Origin of the sequence: Nocardia sp. NPDC051030 (assembly GCF_040683015.1) — a bacterium.
Taxonomy (GTDB): Bacteria; Actinomycetota; Actinomycetes; order Mycobacteriales; family Mycobacteriaceae; genus Nocardia.
Map to the genome: position 1 here is coordinate 37,069 of NZ_JBFBCD010000009.1, position 16,429 is coordinate 53,497.

General features: G+C 67.3%; 6 protein-coding genes. 3 read left to right on the plus strand and 3 right to left on the minus strand.

Annotation, left to right across the window (positions count from 1 at the left end; genetic code table 11):
* Positions 1 to 14 precede the first annotated feature (14 nt).
* The 3 genes from AB0N05_RS28100 to AB0N05_RS28110 all read left to right on the plus strand — a co-directional run bounded on the left by AB0N05_RS28100 (position 15) and on the right by AB0N05_RS28110 (position 7,571).
* The gene (locus AB0N05_RS28100; protein WP_364699215.1) at positions 15 to 2,165 is read left to right on the plus strand and encodes a 3-hydroxyacyl-CoA dehydrogenase NAD-binding domain-containing protein; all 2,151 of its coding nucleotides are present in this window, start codon (positions 15 to 17) and stop codon (positions 2,163 to 2,165) included.
* A gap of 255 nt (positions 2,166 to 2,420) precedes the next feature.
* On the plus strand, positions 2,421 to 6,032 hold the full coding sequence (locus tag AB0N05_RS28105) for a protein kinase (protein WP_364699217.1): 3,612 nt from the start codon (positions 2,421 to 2,423) through the stop codon (positions 6,030 to 6,032).
* A 90-nt stretch (positions 6,033 to 6,122) separates the two neighbouring features.
* Positions 6,123 to 7,571 carry an alpha/beta hydrolase-fold protein gene (locus AB0N05_RS28110; protein WP_364699219.1) on the plus strand — a complete coding sequence of 483 codons (1,449 nt, stop codon included), beginning with the start codon at positions 6,123 to 6,125 and terminating at the stop codon, positions 7,569 to 7,571.
* A 16-nt stretch (positions 7,572 to 7,587) separates the two neighbouring features.
* Here the strand turns inward: AB0N05_RS28110 and AB0N05_RS28115 are convergent, their stop codons facing one another.
* The 3 genes from AB0N05_RS28115 to AB0N05_RS28125 all read right to left on the minus strand — a co-directional run bounded on the left by AB0N05_RS28115 (position 7,588) and on the right by AB0N05_RS28125 (position 16,338).
* Positions 7,588 to 8,904, minus strand: coding sequence for a class I SAM-dependent methyltransferase (locus tag AB0N05_RS28115; RefSeq protein ID WP_364699221.1), 1,317 nt, complete (start codon positions 8,902 to 8,904; stop codon positions 7,588 to 7,590).
* Positions 8,901 to 10,331 carry an FAD-binding oxidoreductase gene (locus AB0N05_RS28120; protein WP_364700060.1) on the minus strand — a complete coding sequence of 477 codons (1,431 nt, stop codon included), beginning with the start codon at positions 10,329 to 10,331 and terminating at the stop codon, positions 8,901 to 8,903. The genes AB0N05_RS28115 and AB0N05_RS28120 overlap by 4 nt, the downstream gene beginning before the upstream one ends.
* A gap of 178 nt (positions 10,332 to 10,509) precedes the next feature.
* Complete coding sequence (locus AB0N05_RS28125; RefSeq protein ID WP_364699223.1) at positions 10,510 to 16,338, minus strand: pentapeptide repeat-containing protein; 5,829 nt, start codon at positions 16,336 to 16,338, stop codon at positions 10,510 to 10,512.
* Positions 16,339 to 16,429: the final 91 nt, after the last annotated feature.

The window sequence follows — 16,429 nt, forward strand, 5'->3', positions numbered from 1 at the left end:
GAGAACGAAAAACAATGACTGAGAACATGATCGGCTGGGAAAAGGACGCCGACGGCATCGTCGTGCTGACCATGGACGACCCCAACCAGGGCGCCAACACCATGAACCAGCTCTACAAGGACTCCATGCGGGCCACTGTGGACCGCCTGGTCGCCGAGAAGGACGACATCACCGGTGTCGTCATCACCTCCGCGAAGAAGACCTTCTTCGCCGGCGGTGACCTCAAGAACATGATGCAGACCGGCCCGGACGATGCCGCCGCCATCATGGACGAGCTGACCTTCATCAAGAGCGACCTGCGTCGTCTCGAGCAGCTGGGCAAGCCCGTCGTGTCCGCGATCAACGGTGCCGCCCTCGGTGGCGGCCTGGAGATCACGCTGGCCACCCACTACCGCATCGCCGCCGACGTGAAGGGCCTCAAGCTCGGCCTGCCCGAGGTGAAGCTGGGTCTGCTGCCCGCCGGTGGCGGCGTCACCCGCGTCACCCGCATGCTGGGCATCGCCAACGGCCTGATGGGTGTTCTGCTGCAGGGCACCGAGTTCACTGCCGCCAAGGCCAAGGTCACCGGCCTGGTCAACGAGGTCGTCGGTTCCATCGAGGAGCTCGTCCCCGCCGCCAAGGCGTGGATCAAGGCCAACCCGGACAAGGGCGTTCAGCCCTGGGACGTCAAGGGCTACAAGATCCCGGGCGGCACCCCCACCACCCCGGCGCTCGCCGCCAACCTCCCGGCGTTCCCGGCCAACCTGCGCAAGCAGCTCAAGGGCCAGAACATGCCGGCGCCGCAGGCCATCATGGCCGCCGCGGTCGAGGGTGCGCAGGTCGACTTCGACAATGCGTCGATCATCGAGTCGCGCTACTTCGTCTCGCTGCTGACCGGCCCGGTCGCGAAGAACATGATCCAGGCGTTCTTCTTCGACCTGCAGTCGATCAACAATGGCGGTTCGCGTCCCAAGGACGTGCCGAAGCGTGAGATCAAGAAGATCGGCGTCGTCGGCGCGGGCATGATGGGCGCGGGCATCGCGTACGTCTCCGCCAAGGCCGGTTACGACGTCGTGCTGAAGGACGTCACCATCGAGGCGGCCGAGCGCGGCAAGAACTACTCGGAGAAGCTCGAGGAGAAGGCGCTCTCGCGTGGCAAGACCACCGCGGAGAAGTCGGCCGCGCTGCTCGCCAAGATCACCCCGACCGCCGATGCCAAGGACTTCGCCGGCGTCGACTTCGTGATCGAGGCCGTCTTCGAGAAGCCGGAGCTGAAGAACGCGGTCTTCCAGGAGATCGAGGACATCGTCGACGCCGACGCCCTGCTGGGCTCGAACACCTCGACCCTGCCGATCACCCTGCTGGCCAATGGCGTGAAGCGGGCCGAGGACTTCATCGGCATCCACTTCTTCTCCCCGGTCGACAAGATGCCGCTGGTCGAGATCATCAAGGGCGAGAAGACCTCCGACGAGGCCCTGGCTCGCGTGTACGACTACACCCTCGCGATCCGCAAGACCCCGATCGTGGTCAATGACTCGCGTGGCTTCTACACCTCGCGCGTCATCGGCAAGTTCATCAACGAGGCCATCAAGATGCTCGACGAGGGCATCGACCCGGCGACCATCGAGCAGGCCGGTCTGCAGGCGGGTTACCCGGCGGCGCCGCTGAAGCTGAGCGATGAGCTGAACTTCACCACCATGCAGAAGATCTACAAGGAGACCGCCGAGGCCATCGTGGCCGCCGGTGGCTCGATCGACGCCGCCTCGGGCGCGACCGCCGGCATTCTCGACAAGCTGGTGGACGAGCACAAGCGCACCGGTAAGGCCGGCGGCGCGGGCTTCTACGAGTACGTCGACGGCAAGGCCACCGGCCTGTGGTCGGAGCTGCGCACCCTCTTCAAGACCTCGCGGGAGCTGCCGGAAGGCGTCACCCTGCAGGACCTGAAGGACCGCATGCTGTTCTCCGAGGCCATCGAGACCCAGAAGTGCTTCGACGAGGGTGTGCTGACCACCACCGCCGACGCCAATATCGGCTCGATCTTCGGCATCGGTTACCCGGCCTGGACCGGTGGCACCCACCAGTTCATCGTCGGCTACCCGGGTGGCACGGCGGGCTTCGTCGCCCGTGCCGACGAGCTGGCCGCCAAGTTCGGCGACCGTTTCCAGGTTCCGGCCTCGCTGCGCTGAAGTAGTACCAGGTAAGTGCTTGTCCCGCTGAGCAATCGGCGGCTCGATCACCGAAGCTCACGGCCCGTGTCGCACATGCGACACGGGCCGTGCCTGTACACGGGGAATGAACGTGGCACGACGGGTTACCCATAGCTGAGGCGAATCGTTCACACGCGGGTGCGGACCGCGCTACGTTTGGAATATGCGCGGGTAGAACACCGGAATAGCCCGTACGTTCGGTACGCGTTCTTTCCAGTGCGAGGTGGGCAGAAGATGGATCCACAGGCGCGCCCGGGAGAAGAACCCCGGAGCGATACTCGAGCCGAATCAGCGACGCAGGCCTACGTCCCGCTGGCCATCACCGATGAGCTGGAGGCCATGGGTCTGTTCGCCGCCGAGGAGATCGGCCGCGGCGGGTTCGGTGTGGTGTATCGCTGTGCCCAGCGGGCCCTCGAGCGCGATGTCGCGGTCAAGGTGCTGTCCACCGAGATAGACGACGAAAGCCTGGAGCGATTCCTGCGCGAGGAGCACGCCATGGGGCGGCTCTCCGGGCATCCCAATATCGTCGACATCCTGCAGGTGGATGTGACGCCGAGCGGGCGGCCGTTCATTGTCATGCCGTTCTGCACGCACGGGTCCCTCGAGCGGGTGGTCCGCGATAATGGGCCGCTGACCTGGTCGGATTCGCTGCGGGTCGGGGTGAAGCTGGCGGGGGCCATCGAGAGCGCGCACCGGGCCGAGGTGCTGCACCGGGATGTGAAACCGGCGAACGTGCTCCTGAGCCGTTATGGCGAACCCCAGCTCACCGATTTCGGCATCGCCCGCATACCCGGTGGCTTCCGCACCTCCACCAGCATGATCACCGGGTCTCCGGCATTCACCGCGCCGGAGGTGCTGAAGGGTGAGGAACCGACGGTCCGTTCCGATGTATACGGTCTCGGATCCACACTGTTCGCATTGCTGACCGGTCACGCCGCCTATGAGCGGCAGGCGGGGGAGAAGGTCATCGCGCAGTTCCTGCGCATCACCAGTGCGCCGCTGCCGGACCTGCGGGAGCAGGAGATCCCCTCGGACGTGGCGGATGCCATCGAGGCCGCCATGTCGCCGGATCCGAGCCATCGGCCCGGATCGGCGGTGGAATTCGGTGAGCTGCTGCGCGGTATCCAGGCCGAGCACGGGCAAGCCACCGACGAGATGGCGCTGCTGGACAGCGGGCAGACGGCGACCGGCACCGAGAGCCTGGATTCCCCTACCACCCAGCAGTATTCGCGGCAGCGCACCGGGACGGTGGTGACCGCACCGCGCAATCTCTCGCTGACGCTGCACGCCACCGGGGGGACCGCGAGCGGGGTCTTCCCGGCCACCGGAAACACCATGCCCCCCACGGCCGCGACGAAGTTCCGGCCGACCAAGCCCACGCGCGAACCGGTGCCGCGGCCTCGGCTGCTGGAACCCTTGCGGATGGGGGGACGGCGGCGGCTGGCATTGATCCATGGCCCGGCCGGTTTCGGCAAGGGCACCCTGGCCGCGCAGTGGCGGGCCGAGCTCGCCGATCGCGGGGTCGCGGTGGCCTGGATCGGCCTCGGCAGCGAGGACGACAATGCGGTGTGGCTGCTGGCCCACATCATCGCGGCCATCCGGAGTGTGCGCCCGGAGATCGGCGCGGGGCTGGAGCAGGTGCTGGAGGAGCGGCCCGCCGAGGCGGTGCCGTACGCGGTGTCGACGCTCATCGACGAGGTACATGCGGGCGGCACGGGCGTGGTGGTGTTCGTGGACGACTGGCATCGGATCACCGATTCCGGTGCGCAGCGGGTGATGGAGTCGCTGCTCGACAATTCCTGTCACCATTTGCGTTTCGTGATCACCAGCCGGGAACGGGCCGGGCTGCCGCTGAGCCGGATGCAGGTGGCGGACGAGCTGGTCGAGATCGGGGCGGCGCAATTGCGGCTCACCGTCGACGAGGTCCGGCAGATCCTGGTCGATCGCACCGGGCTGGAGCTCACCGACCGGCAGGTGGAGCAGATCCATACCGCCACCGACGGCTGGCCTGCCGCGATTCAGCTGGCGTCGCTGTCGCTGCGGGCCGCGGATCAGGAGCCTGAGCAGCTCATCGCGCGACTTTCCGGGAACAACAAGGCGATTCGTGAGTACCTGGCCGAGAACGTGCTCGATGCGCTGGAGCCGCGCATGCTCGACTTCCTGTCCGCCATCGCCGTTCCCGAGCGCGTGAACGCGTCGCTGGCGGACGCGCTGACCGGGTCGTCCGATGCCGCCGAACTGCTGGAGCAGGCCGAACAGCGGGAGTTGTTCCTGCACCGCAAGTCCGACGACTCGGACTGGTATCGCATGCAGCCGATGGTGGCCGAGCATCTGCGCGCGCGGCTGGAACGGGTAGAGGCGGGCAAGGTGAAGATCCTGCACCGCAAGGCTTCCCGCTGGTACGCCGAGCAGGGCATGCTGCGGCAGTCGGTGGATCATGCGCTGGCCGCCACCGATTTCAAGTTCGCGCTCGATCTCGTCGAGAACGGCGGCATGGATCTGATCGACCGTTCCCGGCTGGCGACCTTGTTCGGGACCGTGTCGAAACTGCCGGTGCAGCAGGTGGCTTCGCGCTCCAAGCTGCTGATGGCGCTGGCCCGCGCGAATGTGAACCTGCAGCAGTCGGGTGCCGCCCGGACCGCTCTCGGCCGCCTGTCCAATATGTTGGCCCGTAGTTCGCCGACCGATGCCGAGGCGGTGAATCAACGCTGTCAGGCCGCCGTGCTGGCGGCGGCCGACCAGGTGGCGCGCGATCGCACCGAGGGTGTGCTCGAAAAGCTCACGGACTGCCTGCAATTGGCCGATGAGCTGCCCGCCTGGACCGTCTCCACCGCCGCCAATCTGGCCTCCTTCGTGCGGCTGTGCGAATTCGATTTCAAGGGTGCGCAGGAAATGCAGGTGTGGGCCGCGCCGTATCACGCCCGCTCGGCCGATCCGCTGGGCGAGGTGTTCGGCCTGTGCGGTCAGGGTGCGGCGGCCTATGAACAGCTGGATTTGGAGGTCGCCACGCGCTGCTTCGAGCAGGCCTGGCAGACCGCCCGGGATCGCTCCGGCCCGCGCTCGCATTCGGCGCGGGTGGCGGCCGCCCTGCTCGGTGAGATCACTTACCGCAGGGGCGATCTGGAGAGCGCCGAACACCTGCTCGACCAGAGCCATGAACTCACCACTCATGTCGGCCCGGTCGACTTCCTGGTCACCATTTTCGTCATCGGCGCACGCGTGAAGGCCGTGCGCGGCGATATCGAGACCGCCACCGCCCGCCTCGACGAGGGCGCGCGAATAGCCGCCGATCGCAAGCTCGTCCGCCTCGCCGCCCACGTCCGCGCCGAACGCCTCCGCCTCGAGCTGCCACCCGATCCGCTCACCCTCGGCCTGGTCACCGACCCCATGGTCCGGCCCCTCCGGCACGTCTCGGGCGCGGCCGCGCTGGCCGTGGAGGCCGAGGAATTCGCCACCATCCGCGCCCTGCTGGCCCGCAGCCACCGCGGCGACAATGGCGGCGGCCCCGACGACAGTGCCCCCCTCGGTGCGAGCGATACGGCCGTGAAGCGTGCCCGGGCCCTGCACGCCCGCATTCGCGAGAAGCACCGCCCCCGAGCCGAACTCGATGCCGCCCTGCTGCTAGCCGAATGCCTGTCGACCTCCGGCTGGATGGGCGAATCCATCGCCGTCCTGACCCCCGCGGTCATTCGCTGCGCCGAACTTGGCTGGACCCGCCCGCTATTGGACGCAGGGCCAGGCGTCACCAATATCCTGCGCACCCTGCGCACCGAACTGCCGCTGGTCGATACGGGAAACCCTGATGCGCCCGCACTGCCGAAGGGTTTCCTCGACGCGCTCTTGTGAGCAATCCATAGATCTCCGGTGACCCGGTCACCAGCGTTCGTGGAGGGTATTCACAGGGTTTCTCGAGGAAAGGCATCGACAATCGCCGTCGTGCCTGTGAATCGCGTGCTGCCGCAAGCTCCTGTGGGACCGCCGCCCGCGCCGAAGGCTCCTGCGGCACGGGCCGGGTACGGGGGGTTTCATCACGGGGTTTCGCTGCTGCACGGGTGGGTGCCGCAGGTATTGGCGTTCGTGGCGGTCTTGCTGTTGGTGATCGCACTGCTCCGGTTCACGCGGCGGTGGTGGCTGGTGTGGATGCCGATGTGCGTGGTGCTCGGGGTGGGGGCGGCGTGGGGGTCATGGACCTTCATGAATGACGAAGGGCTGGCGGATGATCCGGCCCCGGTGTTGTTGTGGGTGTGTATCGGGCTGACCGGTGCCGCGCTGGGTGCGGCGGTGGTGGGGTGGCGGACCGGGGCCTTGTGGCAGCGGTTGGCGGCGGTGATCGCGGTGCCGCTGGCGCTGGTGAATACCGCTGTGGTGCTGAATCAGTGGGTCGGGTACTACCCGACGGTGCAGGCGGCGTGGAATGCGCTGACGGCGGAGCCGCTACCGCATCAGACGAGCTTGGCGTCGCTGGATGGGCTGCGGAATACGAATGTGGGGCCGGGGCGGATCGTGCCCGTGGATATCCCGGAGTCCGGCAGTCATTTCAAGCATCGCACCGAGTACGTGTATCTGCCTCCGGCGTGGTTCGCGGGCGACAAGCCGCCCGCGCTGCCGGTGGTCATGATGATCGGCGGCGAGTTCAATACCCCGGCGGACTGGGTGCGCAGCGGCCAGATCATGCCCGCCGTGGATGATTTCGCGGCGGGCAATGGCGGTCGGGCCCCGCTGCTGGTGTTCGTGGATTCCGGCGGCAGTTTCAACAATGACACCGAATGCGTGAACGGCCCGCGCGGTGATGCGGCCGATCACCTCACCGATGATGTTCCGGACTATGTGGAATCGGCCTTCGGGGCGTCGAAGGATCCGGCGCAATGGGCGGTGGTGGGCTGGTCCATGGGCGGCACCTGTGCGGTGGATCTGGCCGTCATGCATCCGGAGTTGCTGCACACGTTCGTCGATATCGCCGGTGATCTGGGCCCGACCGCCGGTACCAAGGAGCAGACCGTGCGGCGGCTGTTCGGCGGTGACGCCGAGGCGTGGGCGCGCTTCGATCCGATGACGGTCATGGGTAAGCACGGCCCGTACACCGATATGGTCGGTCTCTTCGATGACTTGAAGCCGCCGCAACGGCAGAGCGGCAATCGTTTCCGGTCTCAGCAGCCCGTCGAGGACGAGTCGGCCGGGTTCGGCGGCCACGACAATGTCTTCGACACTGGTGAGGAGGGCGCGGCCGCCACGCTGTGCGAGGAGGGCCGCCGGACCGGCATGGACTGCACGGTGCACACCACCGAGGGTGGTCACACCTGGCAGTTCGCGGCGTCGGCCTTCACGTCGTCATTGCCGTGGTTGACCGCTCGCCTCGGACTGCCGGTTTCCGGCGTTACCTCGTGAGCTCGTAGAGCCTGGTTCAGGCGTTCCACCACGGGCGCAGCGGCACCGTCCAGGCCTGGTCGGCACCGAGCTTGACGCCCAGAACCTGGTGTAGCTGAACCACATTCTTCTCGAACCCGAGCTGACATCCGGCCATGTACAGGCCCCACACCTTGGCGGTGCCCTCGCCGACCTCGTCGACGGCGGCGTCCCAGTTCTTCACCAGGTTGTCGCACCATTCAGCGAGGGTGAGCGCGTAATGCTGCCGGAGGTTCTCCTCGTGCATCACCTCGAGCCCCACGTTCTGGGCCTCGGAGATGATGCGGCCGGAGCCTGCCAGTTCGCCGTCCGGGAACACGTAGCGGTCGATGAAATCGCCCGCCTTGCTGGTGGCCTTGTTGTCCGGGCGGGTGATGGAGTGATTGAGGAACAGTCCGCCGTCGCGCAGCTTGGACTTGATGTACCCGAAGTAGGCCGGGTAATTGGCCACGCCGATGTGCTCGGTGAGGCCGATGGACGACACGGCGTCGAATTCGCCCTCGGGCACGTCGCGGTAGTCGGAGTGGCGCACCTCGGCGAGTTCCGAGAGCCCCTCCTCGGCGATCTTGTTCTGCGCCCAGGCGGCCTGTTCGGCGGACAGCGTCGCGCCGATCACCTTGACCCCGCGCCGGGCGGCGTAGCGCACCATGCCGCCCCAGCCGCAGCCGATATCGAGCAGCCGGTCCCCGGCCTTCAGGTTCAGCTTCTCGAAGACCAAGCGGTACTTGTTCTCCTGCGCCTCTTCGAGGGTCTGTTCCTCGTTCTCGTAGGCCGCGCAGGTGTAGGTCATGGACGGTCCGAGCACGTACTCGTAGAACGTGTTGGAGACGTCGTAATGATGATGAATGGCCTCGGCATCGCGAGTCTTGGAGTGCCGCAAGCCTTCCAGGGCGATGCGCCGCCAGCGCGGCAGCGTCTCCTGCGGCGGCGGCGCGACCGGCTTGAGCAGTTCCCAGCCCAGCGAGCGCGCTATGACCACCAGTTGCATGGCGGTCGGGCGGCGGAACTTCATGGAGGCCATGGCCTTCAGAAGTTCGTACGGGTCGCCGGGGTGGACGCCGGTGGCGGTCATGTCACCGGAGATGTAGGCGCGAGCCATGCCCAGATCGCCGGGTGCGGTGGCGATGTAGTTGACGCCGCGCGGAGTCTTGATCTCCAGGCCGAATTCCGAGTCCTCCGGTCCCGTGCTGCTGCCGTCATACGCGGTCAAGCGAATCGGCACCGGGCCGTCGATGAGGGTCTCGAAGATCTCGGCAATGCTGAGCTTGCTGCCGAGCTCGGCGAATACGTCGGAACGGTCCTTGAACGTGGTCACTTGCGTTGCACCGCCTTCGAATACAGATCCAGTAGACGAGAATCCGGGTCGTAGTGCTGCTTGAGCTGAGCGTAGGTCTCGCCGCCGTAGTACAAACCGGCGAATTCATCGTGGTCGTAGTAGGAGTCCGAATACAGCGATTTATGCCCGTCGAGTTCGGACACCCGGCGTTCGATGGCGCGGTTGGCCGCGCCTTCCTGCTGTCCCACCGTGGTCGGCACGGCCGACCAGAAACCGATGTTCACGTAGGTGCGGTTGGGCTCCAGCGGGTAGAGCGGCCAGGGCTGTTCGCCCTCGGTGTCGCGCAATCGCAAGGGGCACAACCAGATCGGCTCGATCGGGATTTCGCGCAGGAACCATTCCATGAAGTCCGCGGTGTGCTCGAGCGGCACTTCGATGTCCTGCACCACCCGCTCCCTCGGTGGATTGCCCTGGCGGGCCTCGAGTTTGTCGCCGATGTCGTACTTGTGGTCGAGCGCGATCAGCTTCCAGTAGAAGCTGCTGCGCAGGTACCGCTTCGGCCAGAACCGCCGGATTGTGGGGTTCTGGGTACCGAATGCCCGCGAACACCAGAACCAATCAGTGTCCCAGCGCCACAGGTAGTCACTGATGGTCAGCCGGTCCCGCTTGGGTTCGGCCGAGTCGTGCTGGATGGAACGGTAGAAGATGTCCATGCCGGTGTAGTCGCTGACCGGACCGGGTTCGTCGGTCTGGCGGCCGAGCACCAGGTAGCACTCGTCGGCAGTGAACACCACGCCGTCGAGGTAGTCGACCTGCTCCCCGGCGTATGAGCGGTCCGCGATGATCTGAGCCATGGCTGACTCGAGTTCCCGCAGATCATGAAACCGTATGTGCCGCAACGCTACGTACGGTTCGACCGGTTCCAGCTCGATCTTGAGCCGGGTGGAGTAACCGAGCGTTCCGTAGGAATTCGGGAAGCCGCGGAGCAGATCGGCGTTCGCCCCGTCCCGGGTGGCGGTGACGATCTCGCCCGCACCGGTCAGCACGTCCATCTCCAGCACGGATTCGTGCGGCAGCCCATTGCGGAACGAGGTGGACTCGATCCCCAGTCCGGTCACCGCCCCGCCGAGGGTGATGGTCTTGAGCTGCGGCACCACCAGCGGTGCCAGCCCGTATTGCAGGGTGACCGCGACCAGATCCTCATAGGTGGTCATGCCCGCCACATCGGCGGTGCGTGCCACCGGATCCACCGCGATGACCTGCGTCAACCCGGAAACGTCCAGCCCGGGCGCGGTGCTCTTGGCCCGTGCCCGGAACAGATTCGATGTTTTTTTGGCCAACCGGACGTTCGCGTCCGGCGGGATAGCGCGGTAGGAGGCCAGCAGTCGATCTACTCCGGCCTGATGCGCGGCGAACCCTGATTCTTGTGCGACCGCTGTGCGGCCGCCCTTCCCCAGCAGACTCAATGCCACCCTCGGAACCTATCGTGCACCGACCGGTCCTGCCAGCAGGATGACACCGGCGGGCCGGTTTTTCACGCAGCGTTTGCATACCGGTCAGGGCGTGTCACCAGCCCTGGATCGAGTCTATTCCCGCACCGCTCGTGATGATTGTTACTTCAGCTAACGATTAGGTTAATGCTCTTCACAACGGGTCATCGAGTCCTATCTGCCGAATCTGCGGCAGATAGGGATTGAGCTCGCCCGCCTCGAACCGGCACATGCCGATCACATGCCAGAACTGGCCGCCGGTCAGGCCCTCGGCCTTGTATCGCCCATCCGGCGCGCAGGCCACCCAGCCCTCCGGCAGCCCGAGCAGCGTCGCCTGCAGCACCGGTGCGGGTCCGGGCTCGCCGATCGACCACACCATCACGCAACCGTCATTGCCGCCGCTGGCCAGCCGACCGCCCGCCGGATCGAAGGCCAATGACCGCACCCGATTTCGATGACCGGTCAGCGTGTGCAGGTGCCGCCCGGAGGCGATGTCCCACAGGTGGATCACTCGATCATCACCCGCGGTGGCGAGCATGCCCGTCCTCGGTTCGACTGCGGCACACCAGAGTTTGCCGCGATGCTGGGTCAGCCGATGCAGCGGTTCGCCGCCCCCGACGTTCCAGATCCGGACCTTGCCGTCCCAAGACACGCCCGCCACCCGGTCGCCGTGGAAGACCACGCCGTACACCCGCTTCTCCTGTGCGGAGGGGCGATGCGAGTGATCGGACAGGGTGGCGAGCAGCGCACCGGAGTCCACCTCCCACACCCGGATATCGCCGTCATCGCAGCCGGTGGCCATGCGGGTGCCGTCTGCGCTGAACGCGATGGATCGGGTGCGGCCCCGGTGGTCGGGGAAGAGGGCGTGCAGGCCGCCGGTATTGCGGGTCCAGATGGCGACGGTGTCATCGTCATTGGCGGTGGCGAGGTAGCGCCCGGTCGGGTCGTAGGTGAGCGCCCAGATGGGTGCGGCATTCACGCTGATCCGGCGCTCGAGCGCCCCGGCGTCCACATCGAGCACATTCAAACGGCCATTGCTGCCGACCGTGGTCAGCTGATTGGGCTGATCCGGATTGAAAGCGGCCGATTCGAGGGTGACCAGGCCGTCCGTGCTGCCGCGCAGGCGTTCGATGAGCCGTCCCGTGGTCGAATTCCACAGGCGGACAGTGTGATCATTGCCGACCGCGGCGAGCTTGGTGCCATCGGCATTGAACGAGACCGCCCGGACATGGCGGCCGTGGCCGGACAGAATGTGCGAACAGGTGCCGCCGACCGGATCCCAGAGGCGCAGGGCGAATTGGTCGTCGGCGACGGCCAATTGACCGCCGTCCGGCCGGAAGACGAACGGCCACAGCGAGGCGGCGTGCCCGATCAGGCGATGCCGGGGCGCGCCGGTGCGGCCGTTCCGCACGAACAAGACTCCCGCGCTGTCGCCGGTCGCCAGCAGCTCACCGGACGGATCGAAGCTCACCCAATGGATGGGCGCGGCCCCGTGTTCCTCGCAGCGGCGCAGCAAGGCTCCGGTGCCGGTATCCCACAGCATGATATTGCCGGAGGTGTCGCCGCTGGCCAGGATCGGTTCGCCGGGATGGAAGGCCAGGGTGTGCACCCGGCCCCGATGCCCGGGCAGCATGCGGATCAGGCGGCAAGTGGCGGAATCCCACAGTCCCAGTTCGCCATTCGCGCCGCCCACCGCCAGCAGCGTCCCGGTGGGATCCCAGACGAGGCGGCGCAGTGGGCCGTCCGCGGCCTGGAAGGTGCCGACGGCGGTGCCGGTGTGCACTTCCCAGATGCGGACGGTGCCGTCGTGGTAGGCGGCCGCGACGCGGTCGCCGTCGAAGGCGATGGCGAAGATGCGCTGCCTGCGCCCGCCCGGCGGCGGGAACTCGTGCCGGTTCAGGCCGTCCGGAAGCGAGCGCAGGCGCAGCGTGCCGGAGGCGTCACCGGTGGCGAGGAGGTCGCCGGAGGCGTTCACCTCCAGGGGCCAGGGCCATTGGTCGTGATCGGACAGGATCTTTCGGACCTCGCCCGTGGTGGCGTCCCAGATCCGGACGGTGCCGTCGGCCGATCCGCTGACCACCACCTGCTCGGTGAAGGAGACGGCGAAGGTGCGGGCCCGATGACCTTGCAGGGTGCGCAGGGTCCGCCCGGTCTCGGTGCCGTAGATGACGACCGCGCCGTAATCGCAGCCGATGGCGATGGCTCCGCCGTCCGGACTGTAGGCCAGCGGTCGCGGCAGGCGGCCGAGCTGGGTGTCGACGCCATAGGTGACACCGATTGCGGCGGGCGCGAATTCGGTATCGGGCGGGGTGCCGGGCACGCGCGCCGAGCCCGCCAGATCGGTGCCGGTGGGCAGGCCGGTGACGTCGAGAATCGCGGCCCGGGTCCAGCGGCTGCCCTCGCCGCGCGCCCCGGTGAGATCGGCGCGGGCGAAGCGGGCGGCGGTCATATCCGCCTGGCGCAGATCGGCTCCCGCGACGGAGGCCCGATCCAGTTGTGCGCGATGCAGTCTCGTGCCGCGCAGGTCGGCGTGTTGCAGGTTCGCGCCGATGAGTTTGGCCTCGGTGAGATCCGCGTCGCGCAGGTCCGCGCCGATCAGGGACGCCTGATCCAGGTACGCGCCGACGAGCCGGGTGCCGCGCAGGACCGCCCCGTCCAGGACCGCGCCGGTCAGCCGCGCGCCGCTGAGATCGGCGTCGGTGAGATCGACCTGCTGGAGGTTGCGGAAGGACAGGTCCTCCCCGGACAGTGTCGCGCCGCGCAGGTCGGTGTCGATCGTGATCCGCAGCCGGGCGGCGATGCGCGAGGCGTTCAGGCGGGCGATCTCGTGGCCGTCCCGATCGGCGATGGCCTGCTCGGCCCAGACCCGCAGCCTCGCGATATCGGCCAGATCGCAGAGGAATTCGACGCCGAGCGGGCTCAGCGCCGCCTGGGCGAGGGGTGCGGGCGCGGTGATCTGGTCGTCCAACTCGGCGGCCACCTGCCGGGCCACCAGCCATTCGGTGACCGACGGATGGATGAATCCGAACAGATTGTCCTCGGTGCGCACGACCAGGCTGCGCGAGCCGAGCGCGTGCGCGTACTGCGGCACGGTGAGTCGGCTGAGATCATCCGGTTCGACGAGTGTGCGTGCGACCTCGGTCAATTCGTCCATGCGCAGGTACGGTTCGCCCGCTTCCCACACTCGCAGCGCGAAGGCGGTCACCGCATGCTGCAATTCGTCGAAACTCAGACCCGGTAGCGAACTCGTCTGTTCGGGGGAGCGGTCGGTCTCATAGGTCAGCCATGCGGTGAGGATCTCCTGGTAGAGCCGCGTCGGGCCGATAATGCGCTGGGCTCCGGCCGCCGCCCGCAGGCGCTGCTCGTCCAGATTCGCGATGAAGCTGAGCATGCGCGGATTGCGGGCCATTTCGAGGAGGTCCGGAATGCCGCGCAGCAGGCGCATCCGGTCATCGGCCGCGGCGGCATCGTCGTGATACCGGTTGACCAGGAAGGCGCGGACCTGGTCGGTGGTGAAGTCCTCGATATTCAGGATGTGTCGGCCCGGGGGCATATCGAAGCGCTTGCCGAGTGCGCTCGACACCTGATCGCCGGACTGGAAATGCTGGGTGCGCGCGGCGACCACGACCTTCGCCTTGCCGCGCGCCGCCTGCAACAGCGTGCTCATGTGGGTGGCGGCGCTGTCGTAGCTGAGCTTGGTGAGCAGTTCGTCGAAGCCGTCGAACAGCAGCACGACTCGGCCCTGCTCGAGCATGTAGTTGAGCGCGCCGAGGTCGATGCGTTCCTCACCGTGATTGACCAGGTGCGCGGCGACCAGGGTGTCGACCGATCGGGTGCGGTCCAGGGTGCGCAATTCGATGAAGATCGGTATGAGGGTGGGGGCGGTCTGGCCGATCCGGCGGGCCAGCTCGCGCAGCGCGAAGGTCTTGCCCCGCCCGAAGTCGCCCAGCAGCAGCACGAACTTTCCGGAGTCGGAGGTGACCAGGTCCATCAGCTCGTCGACGAGCTGGTCGCGGACCTCCTTGGAACCTTCCTCCAAGACTCGGAAGCGCTGCGGCACATACAGATCGGGTGGGTAGCGCGGATCCTCGCGCAGCCGCGCCGACTGCTTGCGCAGGTACTCGTGCAGATCCAGCAACCCTTGGAAGTCGGTGAAGCTGCGCACCTGCACGCCGTCGGCGGCCGCCTCCTCGCGCAGGCCGCGGGCGGGCGGTGGCCCGCTGTACACCAGGATCGAGCCGGATTCCGGCTGCTGGGCCTGGAATTGGTCCAGCACCTGCCGGGTCACCTCACCGGCGTGCGCGCCGATCTGCGACTGATCGATGACCTGGCCCTCCCGGACCGTGATCAGCAGATACGGCGGCTCGGCGTCGATCTTGCGGATATTGGCTGTGGGATACCGGATTTCGCAGATCTCGGCGACCCGCTCCAGCAGCTTCTCGTGCGGTGAGCGGACGCGGGCGGGTGGTTCCTCCTCGGCCGCGGGTTTCGCCCAGGGATCATCGTCGGGTACCTCGATGCTCGGCGGCGGGGCCTGCGGTGACTGATCTCCCAGCGCCGCTTCGCAATTCACGAACGTGGGTGTCAGCGTGATCGGCCTGCCCACGGTTTCATCGCACGGGTAGCGGGTCAGTTCGGTGGCGGTGATGTGGATGAGCTCGGCCCGCCCAGGACCGGCGGCGGGCAGGACCAGCAGGTTGTTTCCCAGCTGCCCGGCATGGGTGCCGCCCGGACCCGGCCCGTGCAGCAGCAGATTGAGCCGGGTGTCCAGGTGCCGGGTGACCACGGACGTATCGCGGAGCAGGTCGGGATCGTCGGGTGAGGTGCTGTCGCCGGGGAGCGGATCGTGGCGGACCACGCCCACCCGCAGCCAGCGCTGTCGTTCGCGTTCGCGCAGCTGGGTGGCGAACCAGGTCGCCTGCGGGGTGCCCACCTGGCCGTAATTCGTGTCGGGCAGATGGGTCATGTCCATGGTCGAGTTCAAACCCGCGACGACCACCCGCAATTCGGGAATCGGGAACAGGGTCCACGGTTGCCCGGCGGCGAATACCAGCGGATCCAGGCCGCGGTAGAGCTCGTCGAACATGCGCGTGAATTGGGCGAGCTTGGGGAAGTGCGGGTGCTGCGGCCGCCGCTCATTGGCCTCGCAGTCGGAGAAGTACGCGGCGCACGCGGCCGTGGAGACATCGTGATTGCCGGGGACGACGATCAGCCGATCTGGGCCGAGCCGCAGCAGCGTCCGCAGGCCGCCGAGAAAGGAGAGGGCGCTGCGGAATTCGGAGGGGCGCGCGGATTCGGTGAGATCGCCGCTCACCACCAGCAAGTCCGGCGGCGGTACGTCCTGATCGATCAGTTCCTGGACCGCGCCGAATATTCTGGCCTGCAATTCCTCCGGATCGACCGGTTCGTCCTCCGGATAGTCGGAGGTTCGCAGGACGGGCGCGGTACGCCCGAACCGGGGGCCCGCCACATGGAGTATCGACACCGAGGTGCGCGGCCGGTCCGGCAGTGGATTGCCCGGAAAGTCCGGCGCGGTCAGGGGGCGGCGTCGCCTGCTCGTGAAACTGCCTGTGGCGGAGTGGGGATCGCCGCCCGATGCGGGCCGGTCCGCACCGACCTGGGCCGCGCCGTCCAGGAATCGGCTGCGCACCTCGTCCTCGTCGCGCACGTCCGCCAGGTCGAGCACGGTCACCCCGGCGGGCAGCCACTCCAGCGGGCAGTCGTCGATCCGGACCGCGAGCACCTTCGCCGCCCCGGCATCCAGGGCCGCCTGCCATTCCCCGTTCGCGTACCGGGCCGCCATATAGGTGCGCGACAGCACCGCGACCACGATCGTGCACTGCCGCACGCCTCGCGAGACGAAATCGTCGAAGTCCATCTCGGGCGCGAAGTCCCACGCCGATAGCAGCGTCCGATATCCCGCGGTCTCCAACTGCCAGGCCAACCAGGTCGACCACCGCTCGTCGGCCGGGGAATAGCTCATGAAGCAATCCCGCGACCGCCGCCCTCCCGCCAGTGTCACCCCATAATTATTACGCCGTCGAACGATCCCTGGGTTCCGATGTGCGAGATCA